Source organism: Vibrio metoecus (assembly GCF_009665255.1).
Classification (GTDB): Bacteria; Pseudomonadota; Gammaproteobacteria; order Enterobacterales; family Vibrionaceae; genus Vibrio; species Vibrio metoecus_B.
This window is the reverse complement of record NZ_CP035686.1, coordinates 1,556,121-1,572,495: the sequence shown is the minus strand read 5'-3', so window position 1 is coordinate 1,572,495 and position 16,375 is coordinate 1,556,121. Positions and strand designations below refer to the sequence as shown.

Sequence of the window (16,375 nt, the reverse complement as noted above, 5' to 3'; positions counted from 1 at the left end):
TTAACGGTTAAAACGCAATAAATCAGCACAAAGAAACAAAATATTATTATGTATGGTTTATTTTTCCAATGATTGTTGTTTTTGCCAAATAATCGATTAATCTTAAATGTAAATAAAATGTGAATTTCATTGCGGTATGGTTCATTCATTAAGGAGTCGATGATGTTACGTTCTCACCCCAATACCCTACATATCACTCAGTTAAGCTCGGCGGCGATTCACCAACTTGCCCCATCTTTTGCTGAGTTACCTCATACTGGTCATGCGGATGGGCAGTATCGCTTACGCCGATACTCAGTCATTCATTTTATGGATGGGCAAGTGGTGGAAGTCGATAAGCATGATTTCATGCAAACGGATCAGATTAATCACTTTCAAGGCAATGTGGTGCGCCGTTTTGAGGCACTTCAACCGAGTACATTAAAAAGTGATGGCTTGCGCGAGTTGTGTTCGTTGTTTATGGAAGCCAACTCGTTACCGAACGGACAAGAGATTGAAATTCATCAAATGCGCATCGCTGCGGTGTTTGATGAAACCTTGGTGGCTCCAGAAGGGGTGCACCAAGATGGTTTCGACCATATTGCGATTGTCGGAATCGATCGCCATAACATAGTCGGTGGCGAGATCATGCTCTATTTAAGCAGTCACGAAGCGCCTTTTTTCCGCAAGGTATTGGAAAATGGTGAAGTTGCTTTACTCGCAGATAGTCAGTTATGGCACAACGCATGCCCGATCCGAGCGGTGAACCATGCTCAAGAAGGACACATGGATGTGTTTGTGCTGACGGCTAAGGATGGTCGCCATGCGCTTCTCTCCTGAGTTAGTTCGTGAGCAGTTTCCAGCTTTAAGTCAAAAAGTGAATGGTAAGCCTGTAGTGTTTTTTGATGGGCCAGGTGGTTCACAAGTGCCACAAACGGTGCTGGATGCCATGGTGACTTACCTTGGGCGCTATAATGCCAACTTGGGTGGGCATTACTTTTCGAGCCACAAAACGGTGGAGTTAGTACAAAGTGCGCGTGAACATGTGCAGGCGCTACTGAATGCTCCCTCTCCAGAGTCGATTGTTTTTGGGCCGAACATGACGTCACTGACGTTTCAGTTTAGTCGAGCGATCAGCCGCGACTGGCAACCCGGCGATGAAGTGATTGTCACGGCTTTGGATCACTATTCCAATGTTTCTAGCTGGCAGCAAGCAGCTCAAGATAAGGGGGCTACTGTTCACCAAGCTAGAGTGAATACGGCTGACTGCACCTTAGATCAAACGCATCTGCTGTCGCTGATTAATTCGCGTACTCGCTTAGTCGCGCTCACTTATGCCTCTAACACCACGGGATCATTGGTTGATCTATCAGCGATTGTGCAAGCGGCGCATCAAGTAGGAGCAATAGTGTATGTCGATGCGGTGCACTATCTTCCGCACTTTCTGCCGGATGTACAGGCACTAGGCTGTGACTTCCTTGCTTGTTCTGCTTATAAATTTTTTGGGCCACATGTTGGTATTGTCTATGTTGCGCCGCAGTGGCAAAGCTCGATTATGCCGTACAAAGTGGAACCCGCGACAAATCAAGGGCCGGGGCGATTTGAAACAGGTACGCTCAACTTTGAAGGCTTGGCGGGGGTTATCGCTGCTGTGCAATATTTGGCGCAATGGGGAGAACCAAAGGAAACGCTGCGTGAGCGATTAGTCTCAAGCTATCAGCAATACCAAGAGCATGAACAACGACTGAGTGAATACTTTCTTCACAAACTAACTGATTTCCCAAAATTGCAGTTGCATGGTGTTTGCCAAGCTGATTTACGGACACCTACGTTTGCTCTGACCATCCGAGATGGCTCACCTTTGTTGATCGCAAAAATGTTGGGCGAGCAAAATATCTGCGTATGGAATGGCCATTTTTATGCGTTGGGTCTTATTCGTCAGCTCGGGTTAGAAGAAAGCGGTGGAGTGTTGCGAATTGGTTTGATGCACTACAACACGACAGCGGAAATTGATGAGTTATTTAGAGTGCTCAATGAGGATTACTTGCAGTTAAATTGATGAGCTTTATCAACCGATGATAGGCAAAAAGCGCAGTTCATTATTTTCCCTATCTTAGATGCCCCCGTTATCCACGCACCACAAGAGTGGTGCGCTTTCTATTATTTAAGCAAAAAGTGAAATGCCTCTGAAAATGTAGGTTTGAAAATAAATAGTCAGTGACAAAACGGCGTACGGTCTTTATTTTTTGGAAGCAATCTCGCTTTATTGGCTTGCTACAATCAAGAGAACGCTTTTTAAGAATGTGATTTTACGCTGGGGTAAGGTTTGTGAAGGTAGTGCCAAGAGTGCTGTTAGGATTAGTTATCATCACTATGGTGACCGTATTGCTTTATTGGCAGTTTGGTTCTGCAAAGCGAATATTGATCTCTCCACAGCGCTACCCCTATTTCGCAACGAATGATCAAGTTTCAAATGGTGCATCAACCAGCTCGCTACAGATCCAAGGTAATAAAGCCCATATTGACTGTGAACTGATCGCCAGTGAGTATCCGTGGCCATATTGCGGTATTTCCGTTCATATTAATCCCGACCCAGTAGTGGGCTTAGACCTAAGCAATATCCACACCATACGGTTAGATATTGACTTACAAGGCCCTACCGCTGAACCCGCGAGCCTACGCTTTTATCTGCGTAACTATAATCCGCTGTATTCCAATACAGAAGATGAATATACCCATAAATACAATGGACTAGAGTTTACACCTGGGGTCGGTAAAGGGAGGATTGATATTCCTATTCGCAGTTTACAAGTGATGACTTGGTGGCTAGTGGATAATCGGATTTCAATTGAGAACTCAGCGCCAGAGTTTAACAATATTAATAAAATTGAATTTGCAACAGGTTCAGAAAGCACTCTGGGTAAATACCAATTAACGATCAATAATGTTGAGTTAATTGGTGATTATGTTTCTGGTGAAAAGCTGTTTCTCGCGATGCTGATCATGTGGGCTGCGGCGGGAGCTTGGTTATCTGGATTGGAAATTCGCCGTAATCGCCGTGAGGCATTGCGTGCACGTATTCGCCAGGCGCACTTACAGCGTTTAAATCATTCGCTGCATGAAGAGAACATGAAGTTTGTCGAAATGGCACACCGTGATGCACTGACGGGCGCCATTAATCGACACGGCATAAGAGATTGGTTGCAAGAGCAAGCACGTTTGGTTCGTTGGCAGTTAAACCAATTTAGTGTGTTATTCATTGATATTGATTACTTTAAACAAATCAATGATATATACGGGCACACTCTTGGGGATGACTTATTGCGAGAGTTCGCATTAGTGCTCGACCGGGAAATTCGCGAGAGCGATCGATTGGTACGATGGGGTGGCGAAGAGTTTGTTGTATTCTGCTCCCAGACTCATCTTGAACAAGCTGTTGAACTGGCCGAACGTTTACGAGTATGTGTGGAAAACCACCACTGGATACATGGCGGGGATTTAACGTGCAGTATTGGTATTGCGCAGATGGGGGATGAACGTATCACAGAAACGGTTTCACGCGCTGATGAAGCCTTATATCGAGCTAAGCGACTTGGCCGAAATCGTATTGAAGTTCATTATGGATTAATTGTCACGGCAAGCTCCAAGTAACTTAATGTGAGTTGATGCTTGCCGTGAACCTATTATTGAGCGGGTGCTTCGTTTGCTTCAGCTTCGCTCTCATTACTTTCCACAATAATCGGCTCTTTAGGGCCAAGAAACTTAGGTTTAGTATCCAACACGAAAAGATCAAAAACGGCATAGGCGCGCGCAAATACCTCACGTAAACGAACTTTTAATCCTGAATGGCTACTCGGGCCCGGCACAGCTAAACAAGAGGCTTGAATGTCTTGGTAGTGCGCAATGAACAGTGCGCGTTCACAGTGAAAACGCTGAGTAATAATTAGGAAATTGTTGGTATCGAAGATTTGTTTTGCACGCACAATCGAATCCAATGTCCGAAACCCCGCATAATCTAACGAAATATTCTCTGCTGGAATGCCTGCTCGTAATAAATCGCGTTTCATCGTCCACGGTTCGTTGTACGAACGGTGTGCATTATCTCCACTGAGCAGGAAATTGCGAACCTTTCCTTGTTGATAGAGCTCAATCGCTGCATCAATTCGGTTGGTGTAGTATTCGTTGAGTGTCTTACCGATGTATTTGCTAGTGCCTAACACCACCGCCACTTGAAAGGGGGGCGTATTGTCGGTGTCATTAATGATGTTATTTTGAGTTTGCCAAGTGACCCAACGATCGATCGCCAATAGGCTGACGATAGATACGACAAAAATCAATAGCAGACTTTTTGCCCACTTGCGCCAAGGGAATCGAGATACTCGAACTCCTATCGACATGGCGATGGAGTGGAGAGTTAAATTTGATGGTTTCTTTGTGCCCATAGGCCTATCACAACAAAACAGCTTACGATAACGGTCAGCATCATGCCGGAATCCAGTTGCGCGAGTGTCCGAGCAACGTAAGGGCTCGCTTTGACGATGATTAAACCGTATCCAAACGCGTTAATAAAGATAAACACTAAAGTACGCACCAGAAAATGTTGATTCCGTAATGCTCTACGCAAAAAGGCATTGATTTCCCCTCCAAGCATCACTAAAGCACAAGCGATGAGTGCGATGGAGATTTCACTGAGGTATGGGTGCAGTTTTTGCCCAACAGGGGCGAGAAGATGAAACAGTTGCATATTTGTTAAAAAGCCCCTGAATGCAGGGGCTTCTCCGCTTAAATTAAAAGGCAGTACGCTTGTAACGACGATAAACCGGTTGCCAGAAGTGTTGATCGATAGATGCTTCCAATGCTTCATCGGTAATTTCTGGTGCGACACCCTGTTCAATGGCTTTTTTAGCGACGGCGAATGCAATCTTCTTCGATACAGAATGAATGGACTCCAAAGGCGGCAGCAAAGGTCCATGTCCATTAATACCCAGTGGTGAGCAGCTTGCTAAGGCACGGCTGGATTCCATCAGCATTTCATCGGTTACTCGGCGTGCATTCGCTGCCAGAACACCTAAGCCAATTCCCGGGAAAATGTAGCTGTTGTTACATTGTACAATCGGGTAGGTTTTGCCTTCGTGCAGCACAGGATCAAATGGGCTACCAGTTGCCACTAAAGCTTCACCATTAGTCCAACGAATAATATCGCTTGGTAAGGCTTCCACGCGGCTAGTTGGGTTAGACAGCGGGAACACAATTGGTCGAGGACAGTGCTGATGCATCTCTTTGATGATCTCTTCACTAAAGAGTCCCGGAGCACCCGATACACCAACCAAAACCGTCGGTTTGGCATTGCGGATCACATCATGCAGTGAGTAGCCGTTATTCTCTGTCGTCCAGTTTTGGGTGTTGGCCTTTTTCTGCACCAAGCGCTGTTGGAAGTCGAGCAGATTAGGCATGCCTTCTTCCAGCAGACCCCAGCGGTCAACCATATAAACTTGCGAGCGAGCTTGCTCGTCACTAATACCTTCAGACACCATTTGCGCGATGATGGCTTCGGCGATACCACAACCGGCAGAGCCAGCGCCCAAGAAAGTGATACGTTGCTCAGAAAGTTGGCTACCTGCCGCTTTACAGGCAGCAAGCAGTGAACCCACAGTCACTGCTGCTGTGCCTTGAATATCATCATTAAAGCAACACACGCGGTTTTTATAGCGCTCCAGCAGCGGCATCGCATTTTTCTGTGCAAAATCTTCGAACTGGATTAATGCATCTGGCCAACGGCGTTGAACCGCTTGCATAAACTCTTCAACAAAGTTGTCGTAGTCAGCCCCAGTGATTCGAGGATGACGCCAGCCCATGTACATAGGATCAGCAAGGCGTTGTGGGTTGTTGGTACCCACATCAAGCACTACAGGCAAAGTATAAGCTGGGCTGATACCACCACAAGCGGTATAGAGTGACAGTTTACCAATTGGAATGCCCATGCCTCCGATGCCTTGGTCGCCCAGACCTAAAATACGTTCACCATCGGTGACCACAATCACTTTCACGTTGTGGTTGGCTGCGTTGTTGAGCAGGTCGTCGATACGATCACGGTTGGCATAAGAGATGAACAGACCACGACCACGGCGGTAAATGTTAGAGAAATTCTCACATGCCGCGCCCACGGTAGGGGTATAGATGATCGGCATCATCTCGGAAATATGATTTTGTACCAAACGGTAGAACAAGGTCTCGTTCGTGTCTTGAATGTTGCGCAGGTAAATATGTTTATCCATATCGCTTTCGAAACCGCGATATTGTTGGTATGCACGTACCACTTGCTCCTGAATGGTTTCTGTCGCTTCGGGCAGTAAACCCTCAAGGTTAAATGAAGCTCGTTCTTCTGCGCTGAAAGCGCTACCTTTGTTGAGCAGGGGAGTACTAAGAAGAGCAGGGCCTGCGTAGGAGATATACAGCGGACGTTTATCGTTATTCATGTTCGGCCTATTGATTGGTAGGGTAGAAGAGAAACGCGAAAATGATACCGACTTGCTGGTTGGATTGTAAATAGACAAACGGCTTGCGTCCGTTGAATATCCTGCTTCTGTGCGCAAGCCCAGTGTTTAAAACACTCAAGAGCTAATGAGATGGATAATTTGTGTGCAACTTGGTGGCTATTAGTGATTAAGTCCTCTGCTTAAAGCTTTAGGATGATTTACACCTTAAGATTATTCGTGCTTTTGATTGGGCTTTACGGAGGGGATTTTGTTTGAATAAGAAAATATTAATCAACAAAACACATATCATTTTAAAAATGTAGGCGTGGTGTTACTACTTTGGTTTTTATATAGCCTTTGAAACCGATTGCCTAACATAAAAGACTATTTTCTTATATCGTATTGCTATATGCACAAGCATGGTCAATAGTGGTTTCACTGTGTTGCCAATCATGTCGGGGGACAGAATGGAAAAAGTAAGGATTAGCGCAGTGTTCGACTACACCACATTTTTAGGCGTATCCTGCACTAAAAAATGGACTTTTGTTGAGGCTGTTGGCTCATTTGCACCGATTTTCGGTATTGCATGGTTGGATGTCATCAAGGAAGAGCAGAGTCCACAAGATCGGCTGTGGGATGTCGCTTTAAAGCGACTCTCCACTCGGCGCAGTGATGAGTCCAACTTAATTACCCTAGTGAAACTGGCGAAACAAGAAGGGATTGAAGAGCTGACTCTGGTGATGCCCTATGCACTTGATGAACAACAACTTACCGCGATTCAAAGCAAGAGTGCTGCGCAGATTGAATCGACAAATCAAGACGAGTTTCTTATTAAGTTGTGATGTTTTGAAAAAAGGCTTAAATCTCAATCGACAATATAAAACAAAGGGGCGTTATCGCCCCTTTGTTCACTTCTATTATTCACTACATCGTTGCATGGTTTTAGCGTTCTATTAGCCCGTATTCTTGGTCTAAAATATCGATGATCTCTTGTTTTGGCTGATTGCTAAGATGAATGGGTTGTCCGGTGATTTTTTCTGCAATGCCTAAATAGGTGCGTGAAATATCAAGTAATGCTTCTAATGGTAAAGCGTTATCACGCGCGAGTGCTTCACGCTCTGGCATACGCTCTTTATTAAGCAGAATATCGGGGTCAGGAAAGTAATTGAGTAAAAATTGGCGGAAGCCCTCTTTTGAGTTTTCAACAATCTTTCCTTGTTGATACTGTTCCGCATCCCAAATACGTGATGAATCAGGAGTACCGACTTCATCCATATAGATCAGTTTTTGTTGTCCTTGCTGATCAGTCACATAGCCAAACTCAAATTTGGTATCGACAAAAATTTGCCCCACACTTTTTAAGGCTTCACTGATCACGGCAAAACCTTGTTTGAGCAGTGTCTCGTAATGGTCAATATCTTGTGGCTGGTTGAAATTAAATGCCGCGTAGTTGGCTTCAATATCTTGGCGCGAGATGTTGACATCATCCGCCTCTGGCACACTGGGAATACCACGCAAAATACCTTTGGTGGAGGGGGTCATCAGCAGTTCTGGGAGTTGGCTATCTTTCTCTAAACCCTCAGGTAAAGTGATACCACAAAACTCTCGCTCACCCTTTGAATAAGCGCGCCACATAGAGCCCGTGATGTATTGACGACAAATCGCTTCAATTTTGATTGGGCGAGCTTTTTGTACAATCCAGACGAAAGGGTGAGGAATATCTAAAATGTGGCTATCCGCTAAACCCTGTTGTTGGAACAGCTTGAACCAGTGATTAGAGATCGCATTCAATGCTGCACCTTTACCGGGTACACCTCGGACATCGCCTTCAGCATGCCAAATACAGTCAAATGCTGAAATTCGGTCACTGATCACCATAATGGCCAATGGCGCATCTTCGGCGACGGGATAACCTTTTTCTTTGATGAGGCGTCGGCTATCTTGCTCTGTCAACCAATACACGGAACGAACTTTGCCGCTATGCACAGGTTGATGAGTACGAATGGGGAGGTCGTCATTGACGGCAAGGACTTGATCTGCAAGGCTCATTGAGACATTCCTATCTGAATTCAAACTTCACTTTGCGATTTTCCTCTATAGAAAATCGCGGGTTGAGCGCATGATACCAGAACTAATTTCTGCCGCCAGACAAAAAGCAAACGTTTGCTTAAATTTATTCTCCGTTCACTCTCAGGTGATTAGTGTAAAGAGTAAGGTGCTTGTTTGATGAAAAACAGTTCGCAATGATGCTGCTGAGCATACTGTTTTAGCTGTTGTTGAGTCATCAGATCAATCGCACTGCTGGCCACAATCGCACTGGCTGTTCGGCAAGCGATGGCTTTGGCAATGATCTCTGCTTCTGAATAAACCTTGGATGGCTTGATATGGATTACCTTGCCACTATCGATCTGGTGTGCATGGAGTAATTGAATATTTGGGCGTTGGCATTGAGCTGTATAGAGAATCCATTGTGCGCGCTCAGATAAACAGGCGAGACGTTGCATTACGTGAGCGTCACCAGTTAATTCGTTCGCTGGACGTAGTGTGGTTCGTGTATGTGATGGGTATAGCCCCAAATGTTTGAATTCAGTGTGTAACATAATACTGTTTCTCCATACATGCTGTATGTAAATACAGTATTATTGATTGGCTGTTTTTGCAACCTATTTTTGGATAAAAAAAGTACAGACAAGTGGATTCTTATCTGGCTTTTTAAGTTAAATTATTATTTTTCAATTGGTTGGATTCTGTGCTGCGAGTAGTGATAATTTTGATGGATGGTGTGTTTTGTGAGCGGTGGCACGTAAAGCAAGTGGAGTGTGAATGGGGCTTAGATGGCTATAAATAGAAAAAGCGCCTTAAGGCGCTTGTCCAATCGAAGAGGATGCTATCTATCGAGCTGCTTGTTGTTTTTCTCGGAATGCCATCTCAGCTAGATTAAATTGCCGCACATCCATACGGGCAAATTCATTGCAGTTTTCACATGAATGATGGGCTTTACCATCCACATATTCATGTTTTGTCAGTAGTTTTGGCTGTTTACACCAATCACAGATGCCTTCTACGCTAAACATTGTCTTTTCTCCCACCCAAATCAGGCGTAAATTTCGCGCGGATTATTGCACGAGTGAATAAGAAAAGTTAACTATTTGTAATTGTGGTTGAGAGGGAGATCGATTGCGCAAACACTGATTTTGCAATTGTTAAACAAGAATTCTCAATGCCTATGCTTGTTTTTGTAACGATTTATTAACTGAATCAATCACGATTTTGACCGCCGAATTGAGTCGTTTCATTTCCTCATCACTCCCGTGTAGATCGGGATGATAGATTTTCGATAGCTGCTTATAACGTAATTTGATGGCTTTTACGTCGGGTGTTTGCGTTGGATGAAATCCCATGACGGCATAGGCGATAGCCACTTTTTGCCCGCTGAGGTCATTGGCTTGGTTTTGTTGCAGCCGTTTGCATTCTTGAAATAGCTGATCAAGCTGTTGTTTCTGTCTCTTAATAATGAACTGTTGCTCTTTGATCTTTGTTTCTGGATCGATGGTGGTGGATGCTATTACTGAGTTGCGAGGTTTCCGCCATATCATGCGAACGGTAATGATCGCGAGCAGAAGCCCCACGGCCGTGAGTAACGGTAATAACCAATCGCTGGTAATCGCTTGGTTGGTTGTTGGTATGGGTTGTGTGGGTGGAGCACTGAGGTCCTGATCAATCACTTTATCTAAGGATTCGATGCTGCTGAGCTGTTTTTCACGCTGTTGATTGAATTTTTGCTCTAGTAAACGTGAATACCCTTGCTCGGATTCGCTGTCTTGATTCGAATTTACGCGATACCAGAGTTCGGCCAAATCCAGTGCGGGAATGGGCGAGGAGTGCTGTTCATACCACTTAGCCAAAGTCGCTGTAGCGCGAACGTTGCCACTAAGGGCGAGTTTGGTCAGCCAATATTGAGTCTGCTGAGCATCTTTGTTTACCCCTTGTCCAGTCATATAAGCGCTGGCAACTTGAGCCATAGCTGCGGGATAGTTTTGCTCTGCCGCTTGCAAAAACCAGTAAAATGCGTCGTTGAGATTTTGTGGTGTCGAACTCCCTGCTTGGTACGCCATTGCAAGTTGATACTGGGCTTGCGGATCATTCTGTTTGGCGAGCTTCGTCAGCTCGGTCAGCTCATCGGCGGCCGCGAGTGGAAATGAAAACGGCAAAAACAGCCATAAACAACGCAAACGCATGGTTGTACTTTCCCTAAAGATGAAAAAAGCCCAGTAGGCACCGGGCTATCATTTTTCAACTTGAATCAATAGCAGTATGGGCTGCAGCTTCAAGTCGTTTAGCTCTTTACACTATTTTAGTGGCAGAATTTGAATTTCAACACGACGGTTACAAGCGCGTCCTTCTGCGGTGCTATTTGAGCATAGAGGGAAACGCTCACCATTACCACGAGCAATTGCTCGACCCGCAGCGACTCCCTGTGCAAGCAAGAATGCGCGTACCGATTCTGCCCGCTTTTCGGAAAGGACTTGGTTAGTGTTATCACTGCCTGTGCTGTCAGTATGGCCTTCTATCACCAGACTCGTATCAGGATATTCCACTAGAATACGAGCCACGCCACGTAAGGTTTTATGGATATAGCTATCAAGTTGATATGAGCTACTAGTAAAACCAATGCCATTTTCCATACGCAGTAACAGTTGATTCTCACCGACACGTACCACTTGAACCCCAGAATCGAGCAGTGCTTTACGCAGTTCCACTTCTTGTTGGTCAAAATAATAACCAATCCCGCCACCCACTGCCGCACCACCAGCCGCACCAATTAATGCATGTTTACGGCGCTCTTTGGCATCGTCACCTGTCGCTAAACCAACGGCTGCACCGGCTAGGGCGCCTAATAATGCACCTTTAGTGGTGGCGTTGGTTTCTGTTTCTCCGGTTGTCGCATTTTGGCGTTGGGTCGCTTGGCACCCAGACAACGCCATCACCGCGGCTAACAACAAAGTTGCTTTATTCAACACATTCTCTCCGTTTATTGAATGATTTTTCGCGCAATAAACGAGAATTCGAGTTCAACGTCAATCGGCGGATTGCGCTTTTTACCAATCTCTTACAAATGGCTACTTGAGAAGCTTTGGTGCTTGCGCACCATGAATAGGACGATTCACTGAAACACGCCGTCCCTTTTTAAGACCGATTTCATAATCCTCGGTCAAATTTTTCATCGCTTCCCTTAATTGCTGTTTAAACGTTTCACGGTCGATGTTTTCGAACTCTTTATCAATGTAGTTATTGATTTTATTCATGGAGTCTTCATCTGGCGTGATGATGGGGAGCTTCTCTAAAGCGCCTTCAATCCAACCAGAAACAAAGGAATTGACGCGACGAGTAACTTCTAGCGACGAAGTCCCCGTGCCGGAAAAACTATTGCGAAACTGGCCTGTTTGCTCATTCATCTCACGATAGATGATATCAAACGCGAACGCCGCAAAGATGGCGCGATCGGCTTCACCAATAAATTCAACCCGCTTGAGTCCTTTATGGTTAATCAATACTGCTTCCACACCGAATCGAGTGTTGATGCCACGAATCACCCGCAAAATACCAGAGGAAATCGCGGCTGGGAGGAGATGGCTCGATTGGGTTTTCCCCATTTTGATGAACTCAATGTCATCCTTATCGAGACCATATTTCAGCATCAAGTTGTGCGCCATTTTGATCGCATTGGCGGCTTCATTGACGTTAGCTGAATTACCTAGCTCAAGGCATTTCGCGATTTTTTTAAGGGCTTTTTGTTTATCCATTGGCAAGTAAAGCAGATTCGGTACGACTTAAGAAAAGTCCGACATTCTAGCCTTTTTGCCTGAGAAGGAAAAGGGAAGAGGTCGTCACAACAGTAACGACCTCTCAATTCACAAGGGTTTAGAATTGATAGAAAAGTTAGATGCCAAGTTGGTCAAGTAAATCCGCAGCCGCATCATCTTGTACCGTGCTGGTGGCTATTGATTGGGATTTTTTCTGCTGCTGCGCGGCTTCGAGAATATCATCTGGGCTTTCATCTTCACGCACATCAAAATCTTCTAATTGGATAAACTCGGTTTTATCCATCGCCAGTTCGAGGTAGAAAATGTTGTTATTCGCGGTAGAGAAAGTCACTCGGCGTGCTTGAGGGCGGTCTAGGTTCGTATCGACTGAAAGCAGAACCTGTTTATTGAGTGACAGCATTTTAGGCTGGTTTTGGGTGATGTTGGTTTGCAGTTCTTTGCGCACCTTATTGGTAAAATCACCCACTAGCTGGTTCATCAGTTCGCCCAGTACATCACCAACTTCATCGGAGGTGTGCAGCACCGCTAGCTCATCGTCAGGCATCCCCATGTTGCGCATATAGTTGGTGTAGACTTCAAGCGCCGCTTTAGCGGTGAAGTTAATGACCACCAGACCAGTAAAGCCCCCGTCGAAGAGAACGAAACAACCAAAATCAGGTTTTAACGAGGTTTTGTTGATTTTCTGCACCATCGCAGAATAAGTGATCGGTGAATTTGTAGCGGATGTGAGAACCGTAGAAACCGATTGGCACAGCATCAGTAAAATGTCTTCCGTTGTTACTATTTGATTTTTTTTCATCGTTTTTTCCATACAGTTCTTGATAAGTCGTATAACAGAATAGGTCAGCAAGAAATTAAGTTGATAAAATTCTGTTTCACCGCATTCTGGCACTCAGATTCTGATTTGATCACCATTTTAAATGTTGTAAAGTGACCCAATTCAAAGATTACTCTTTAAAATCCAACATTAACCCAAAGCTGATTGGATCAGCGTAGTAGGGGCAGGAAGCAAATGTTACCAAGACTTCATCACCAATCCGACGTTGATCCGGTGGTTTTAACTTTTTTACATGAGTTAAAAACCGCAGGATTTACTGGCGATATTGAAACCCAATACTCTAGCCGACTTGCCGTTGCGACGGATAACAGTGTTTATCAGCAACTGCCCCAAGCTGTCGTGCATCCTAGATCCACCGAAGATGTGGTACTCATAGGAAAGATTAGTTCAAAACCTGAATTTGAGAGAGTGACTTTCTCACCTCGTGGCGGCGGTACTGGTACAAATGGTCAATCGCTCACTAAAGGAGTAGTGGTTGATCTCTCTCGGCATATGAACCGCATCTTAGAAATTAATCCACAAGAAGGTTGGGTGCGTGTTCAAGCCGGGGTGATCAAAGATCAACTCAATGATGCGGTACGCCCACACGGTTTTTTCTTCTCTCCCGATCTTTCGACCAGTAATCGCGCGACGCTTGGCGGCATGGTCAACACCGATGCTTCAGGGCAAGGGTCGCTACAATATGGCAAAACGTCGGATCACGTACTCTCGCTGCAAGCAGTATTTGCCGATGGTTCTTTGCTGGAAACCGATCTCTCGCAAGGTTTGCCTGCTCCCAATACGTTTGCTGCGCAAGCGATGCAAGTCACGGAGCAGGTTTGCCGTACCAAACGTGAGCAAATTGTCGCGAAATTTCCGCCGCTCAACCGTTTTTTGACCGGGTACGATTTAAAAAATGCCCTCAATGAAGCAGAAGATCGCTTTGATATCACGCGGGTGTTGTGTGGGGCGGAGGGCTCTCTGGCTTTCATTACTGAGGCCAAACTCAATCTAACGCCAATCCCCAAAGCACGCACTTTAGTGAATGTGAAATACGACAGCTTTGATTCTGCACTGCGTAATGCGCCGTTGATGGTTGAAGCCAAAGCGCTCTCGGTAGAAACCGTTGACTCGAAAGTGCTCAATCTTGCCAAAGAAGACATTATTTGGCACAGCGTAAAAGACTTGCTGGCTGATGTGCCGGGCAAAGAGATGCAAGGCATCAATATGGTCGAATACGCAGGCCAAGACAGCGCGCAGATTAATCAGCAAGTCGCACAATTAACTGCGCGCCTTGATGAGATGATGGCTAACCAACAAGCGGGAATTATTGGTTATCAAGTCTGCAGCGATTTAGCGAGCATCAACCGCATCTACAATATGCGCAAAAAAGCGGTGGGCTTGCTCGGCGCAGCCAAAGGCCGAGTTAAACCGGTTGCGTTTACCGAAGATACCTGTGTGCCGCCAGAAAATTTGGCCGATTTTATCGTTGAATTTCGCGCACTGCTCGATTCCAAAAATCTGGCTTATGGCATGTTTGGACATGTGGATGCGGGCGTATTGCATGTGCGTCCTGCGCTTGACTTGTGCGATCCCAAACAAGAACTGTTGATGCGTGAAATCTCCGATCAAGTGGTCAAGCTGGTGGCTAAATATGGCGGCTTGATGTGGGGTGAACATGGCAAAGGCTATCGTTCGGAATATGGTCCAGAATTTTTTGGTGAGGAACTGTTCACTGAACTGCGTCGTGTGAAAGCGGCGTTTGACCCGCACAATAAGATGAATCCGGGCAAGATTTGTACCCCACTCGATACGCCGTTTGAACTGGTCAAGGTATCGGATACTAAACGTGGCTTTTACGATCGCCAAATCGACGTCAAAGTGCGCGACAGCTTTAAGCAAGCCATGGAGTGTAACGGTAACGGTTTGTGCTTTAACTACGAAACCAGCTCTCCGATGTGTCCGTCAATGAAGGTGACGGCGGATCGTCGTCACTCGCCGAAAGGGCGCGCAGGATTAGTGCGGGAATGGTTACGTCAACTGACGGAGCAGGGGATTGATATTCTCGATCTTGAAAAAGCCACGCTCGAATCCTTACCAACAGTCAAATCCATGCTGGATCGCGTTCGTCATGCTTTTAGCAAAGATAAAGAGTATGACTTTTCGCATGAAGTGTATGAAGCGATGAATGGTTGCTTGGCCTGTAAGGCCTGTGCAAGCCAGTGCCCGATTAAGGTGGATGTGCCAAGTTTCCGTTCACGTTTTCTGAATATCTATCACAGCCGTTATCCGCGCCCAGTCAAAGATTATCTGGTTGCGAATATTGAGAGCTTATTACCTGTGATGGCGAAGGCTCCGCAGCTAGTGAATAGCGTGTTAGTGCAATCTGTGGTGCAGAAGTTGACTGCTAAAACTGTGGGTTATGTCGATGCGCCCCTGTTATCGGTACCGACACTCGTGCAGCGTTTGCACCGTCATCCCGTCGTCCTGTTTGATATGCAGCGTTTGGCGGGGTTATCGCAAGAAGAGCGCGAGCAACATGTGTTGATCGTGCAAGATCCGTTTACCAGTTATTACGATGCAGATGTGGTCGAAGATTTTGTCGCCCTGCTGCTTAAATTAGGCAAAAAACCAGTATTGTTGCCGTTTAAGCCCAATGGCAAAGCGCAACATATTAAGGGCTTTCTACGCCAATTTCGTTCGACGGCAGCGAATACCGCGGCATTTCTGACTCAAGTGGCGGATCTCAATATTCCGCTCGTGGGTGTAGATCCTGCTTTGGTGCTTTGCTATCGCGATGAGTATGTTGAAATATTAGGCAAAGAGCGCGGCGAGTTTTCGGTTCTGACGGTTCATGAATGGCTCAAACCACGCCTGTCGCAGTTTACGCCTCAAGCAACCGATGCACAGCCTTGGTACTTATTGGCGCACTGTACGGAGAAAACCAAGCTGCCGAATGCGGAAAAAGAGTGGGTGGAAATCTTCCGCCACTTTGGTACGCAGCTCAATGCGGTGGCGGTAGGGTGCTGTGGTATGGCGGGTACCTTTGGTCATGAGGTGGATAAATTAACCATGTCTCGCGATATTTACGATTTGAGTTGGCAACCCGCATTAGCGTCGCTACCGAAAGAACGCTGTTTGGTGACTGGTTACTCGTGTCGTAGCCAAGTGAAACGGTTTGAGCAAATCAAACCTAAGCATCCGTTGCAGGCTCTGTTACACTTGCTATAAGCAGAATGCCCAGTGACTCCACTGGGCTTTTTCATTCAGTTGAATTG

General features: G+C 45.8%; 15 protein-coding genes. 5 read left to right on the top strand and 10 right to left on the bottom strand.

All coding sequences use genetic code 11. From position 1 onward, the window contains the following. Positions 1-162: 162 nt before the first annotated feature. The 3 genes from EPB59_RS07085 (at position 163) to EPB59_RS07075 (ending at position 3,630) form a co-directional block, all read left to right on the top strand. On the top strand, positions 163-819 hold the full coding sequence (locus EPB59_RS07085; RefSeq protein ID WP_055050586.1) for a 2OG-Fe dioxygenase family protein: 657 nt from the start codon (positions 163-165) through the stop codon (positions 817-819). Beyond that, entirely contained in the window at positions 803-2,038 is a 1,236-nt protein-coding gene (locus EPB59_RS07080) for a cysteine desulfurase-like protein (RefSeq protein ID WP_195706942.1), read from the top strand. Before EPB59_RS07085 ends, EPB59_RS07080 begins: the two co-directional genes overlap by 17 nt. A gap of 269 nt (positions 2,039-2,307) precedes the next feature. After that, positions 2,308-3,630 carry a GGDEF domain-containing protein gene (locus EPB59_RS07075; RefSeq protein WP_055050588.1) on the top strand — a complete coding sequence of 441 codons (1,323 nt, stop codon included), beginning with the start codon at positions 2,308-2,310 and terminating at the stop codon, positions 3,628-3,630. 32 nt (positions 3,631-3,662) lie between these two features. On the opposite strand, the gene EPB59_RS07070 is transcribed toward EPB59_RS07075, so the two are convergent. Genes EPB59_RS07070 through EPB59_RS07060 form a run of 3 tightly spaced genes read right to left on the bottom strand, consistent with a single transcriptional unit; the run spans position 3,663 to position 6,455 of the window. Next, entirely contained in the window at positions 3,663-4,421 is a 759-nt protein-coding gene (locus EPB59_RS07070) for a SanA/YdcF family protein (protein WP_154172051.1), read from the bottom strand. Further along, a complete protein-coding gene (locus EPB59_RS07065) occupies positions 4,394-4,723 on the bottom strand; it encodes a DUF3392 domain-containing protein (protein WP_055050590.1) in 330 nt (109 codons plus the stop codon). The genes EPB59_RS07070 and EPB59_RS07065 overlap by 28 nt, the downstream gene beginning before the upstream one ends. Before the next feature lie 43 nt (positions 4,724-4,766). Then, positions 4,767-6,455 carry an NAD-dependent malic enzyme gene (locus EPB59_RS07060; RefSeq protein WP_055050591.1) on the bottom strand — a complete coding sequence of 563 codons (1,689 nt, stop codon included), beginning with the start codon at positions 6,453-6,455 and terminating at the stop codon, positions 4,767-4,769. A gap of 491 nt (positions 6,456-6,946) precedes the next feature. Here EPB59_RS07060 and EPB59_RS07055 point away from each other — a divergent pair, with 491 nt between their 5' ends. After that, complete coding sequence (locus tag EPB59_RS07055; protein WP_162231899.1) at positions 6,947-7,297, top strand: transporter; 351 nt, start codon at positions 6,947-6,949, stop codon at positions 7,295-7,297. Between the two features lie 100 nt (positions 7,298-7,397). On the opposite strand, the gene EPB59_RS07050 is transcribed toward EPB59_RS07055, so the two are convergent. The 7 genes from EPB59_RS07050 to EPB59_RS07020 form a co-directional block, all read right to left on the bottom strand. Then, complete coding sequence (locus tag EPB59_RS07050) at positions 7,398-8,504, bottom strand: phosphoribosylaminoimidazolesuccinocarboxamide synthase (RefSeq protein ID WP_055050592.1); 1,107 nt, start codon at positions 8,502-8,504, stop codon at positions 7,398-7,400. Between the two features lie 149 nt (positions 8,505-8,653). Continuing rightward, positions 8,654-9,055 (bottom strand): helicase, encoded by a 402-nt coding sequence (locus EPB59_RS07045; RefSeq protein ID WP_154172044.1) that lies wholly within the window; start codon positions 9,053-9,055, stop codon positions 8,654-8,656. A gap of 291 nt (positions 9,056-9,346) precedes the next feature. Continuing rightward, positions 9,347-9,529, bottom strand: coding sequence for a hypothetical protein (locus EPB59_RS07040; RefSeq protein WP_000493164.1), 183 nt, complete (start codon positions 9,527-9,529; stop codon positions 9,347-9,349). A gap of 150 nt (positions 9,530-9,679) precedes the next feature. Next, positions 9,680-10,693, bottom strand: a complete 1,014-nt coding sequence (locus EPB59_RS07035; protein ID WP_154172042.1) for a J domain-containing protein — start codon at positions 10,691-10,693, stop codon at positions 9,680-9,682. Positions 10,694-10,804: 111 nt separating this feature from the next. Then, positions 10,805-11,473: an OmpA family protein gene (locus EPB59_RS07030; RefSeq protein ID WP_195707102.1), complete on the bottom strand. Its 669-nt coding sequence runs from the start codon at positions 11,471-11,473 to the stop codon at positions 10,805-10,807. A 102-nt stretch (positions 11,474-11,575) separates the two neighbouring features. Then, a complete protein-coding gene (locus EPB59_RS07025) occupies positions 11,576-12,259 on the bottom strand; it encodes a DUF2786 domain-containing protein (protein WP_055050596.1) in 684 nt (227 codons plus the stop codon). Positions 12,260-12,395: 136 nt separating this feature from the next. Further along, the gene (locus EPB59_RS07020; protein ID WP_055050597.1) at positions 12,396-13,079 is read right to left on the bottom strand and encodes a DUF3334 family protein; all 684 of its coding nucleotides are present in this window, start codon (positions 13,077-13,079) and stop codon (positions 12,396-12,398) included. 213 nt (positions 13,080-13,292) lie between these two features. On the opposite strand from EPB59_RS07020, the gene ydiJ reads away from it, so the two are divergent. Next, a complete protein-coding gene (gene ydiJ / locus EPB59_RS07015) occupies positions 13,293-16,328 on the top strand; it encodes a D-2-hydroxyglutarate dehydrogenase YdiJ (protein WP_195706941.1) in 3,036 nt (1,011 codons plus the stop codon). Positions 16,329-16,375: the final 47 nt, after the last annotated feature.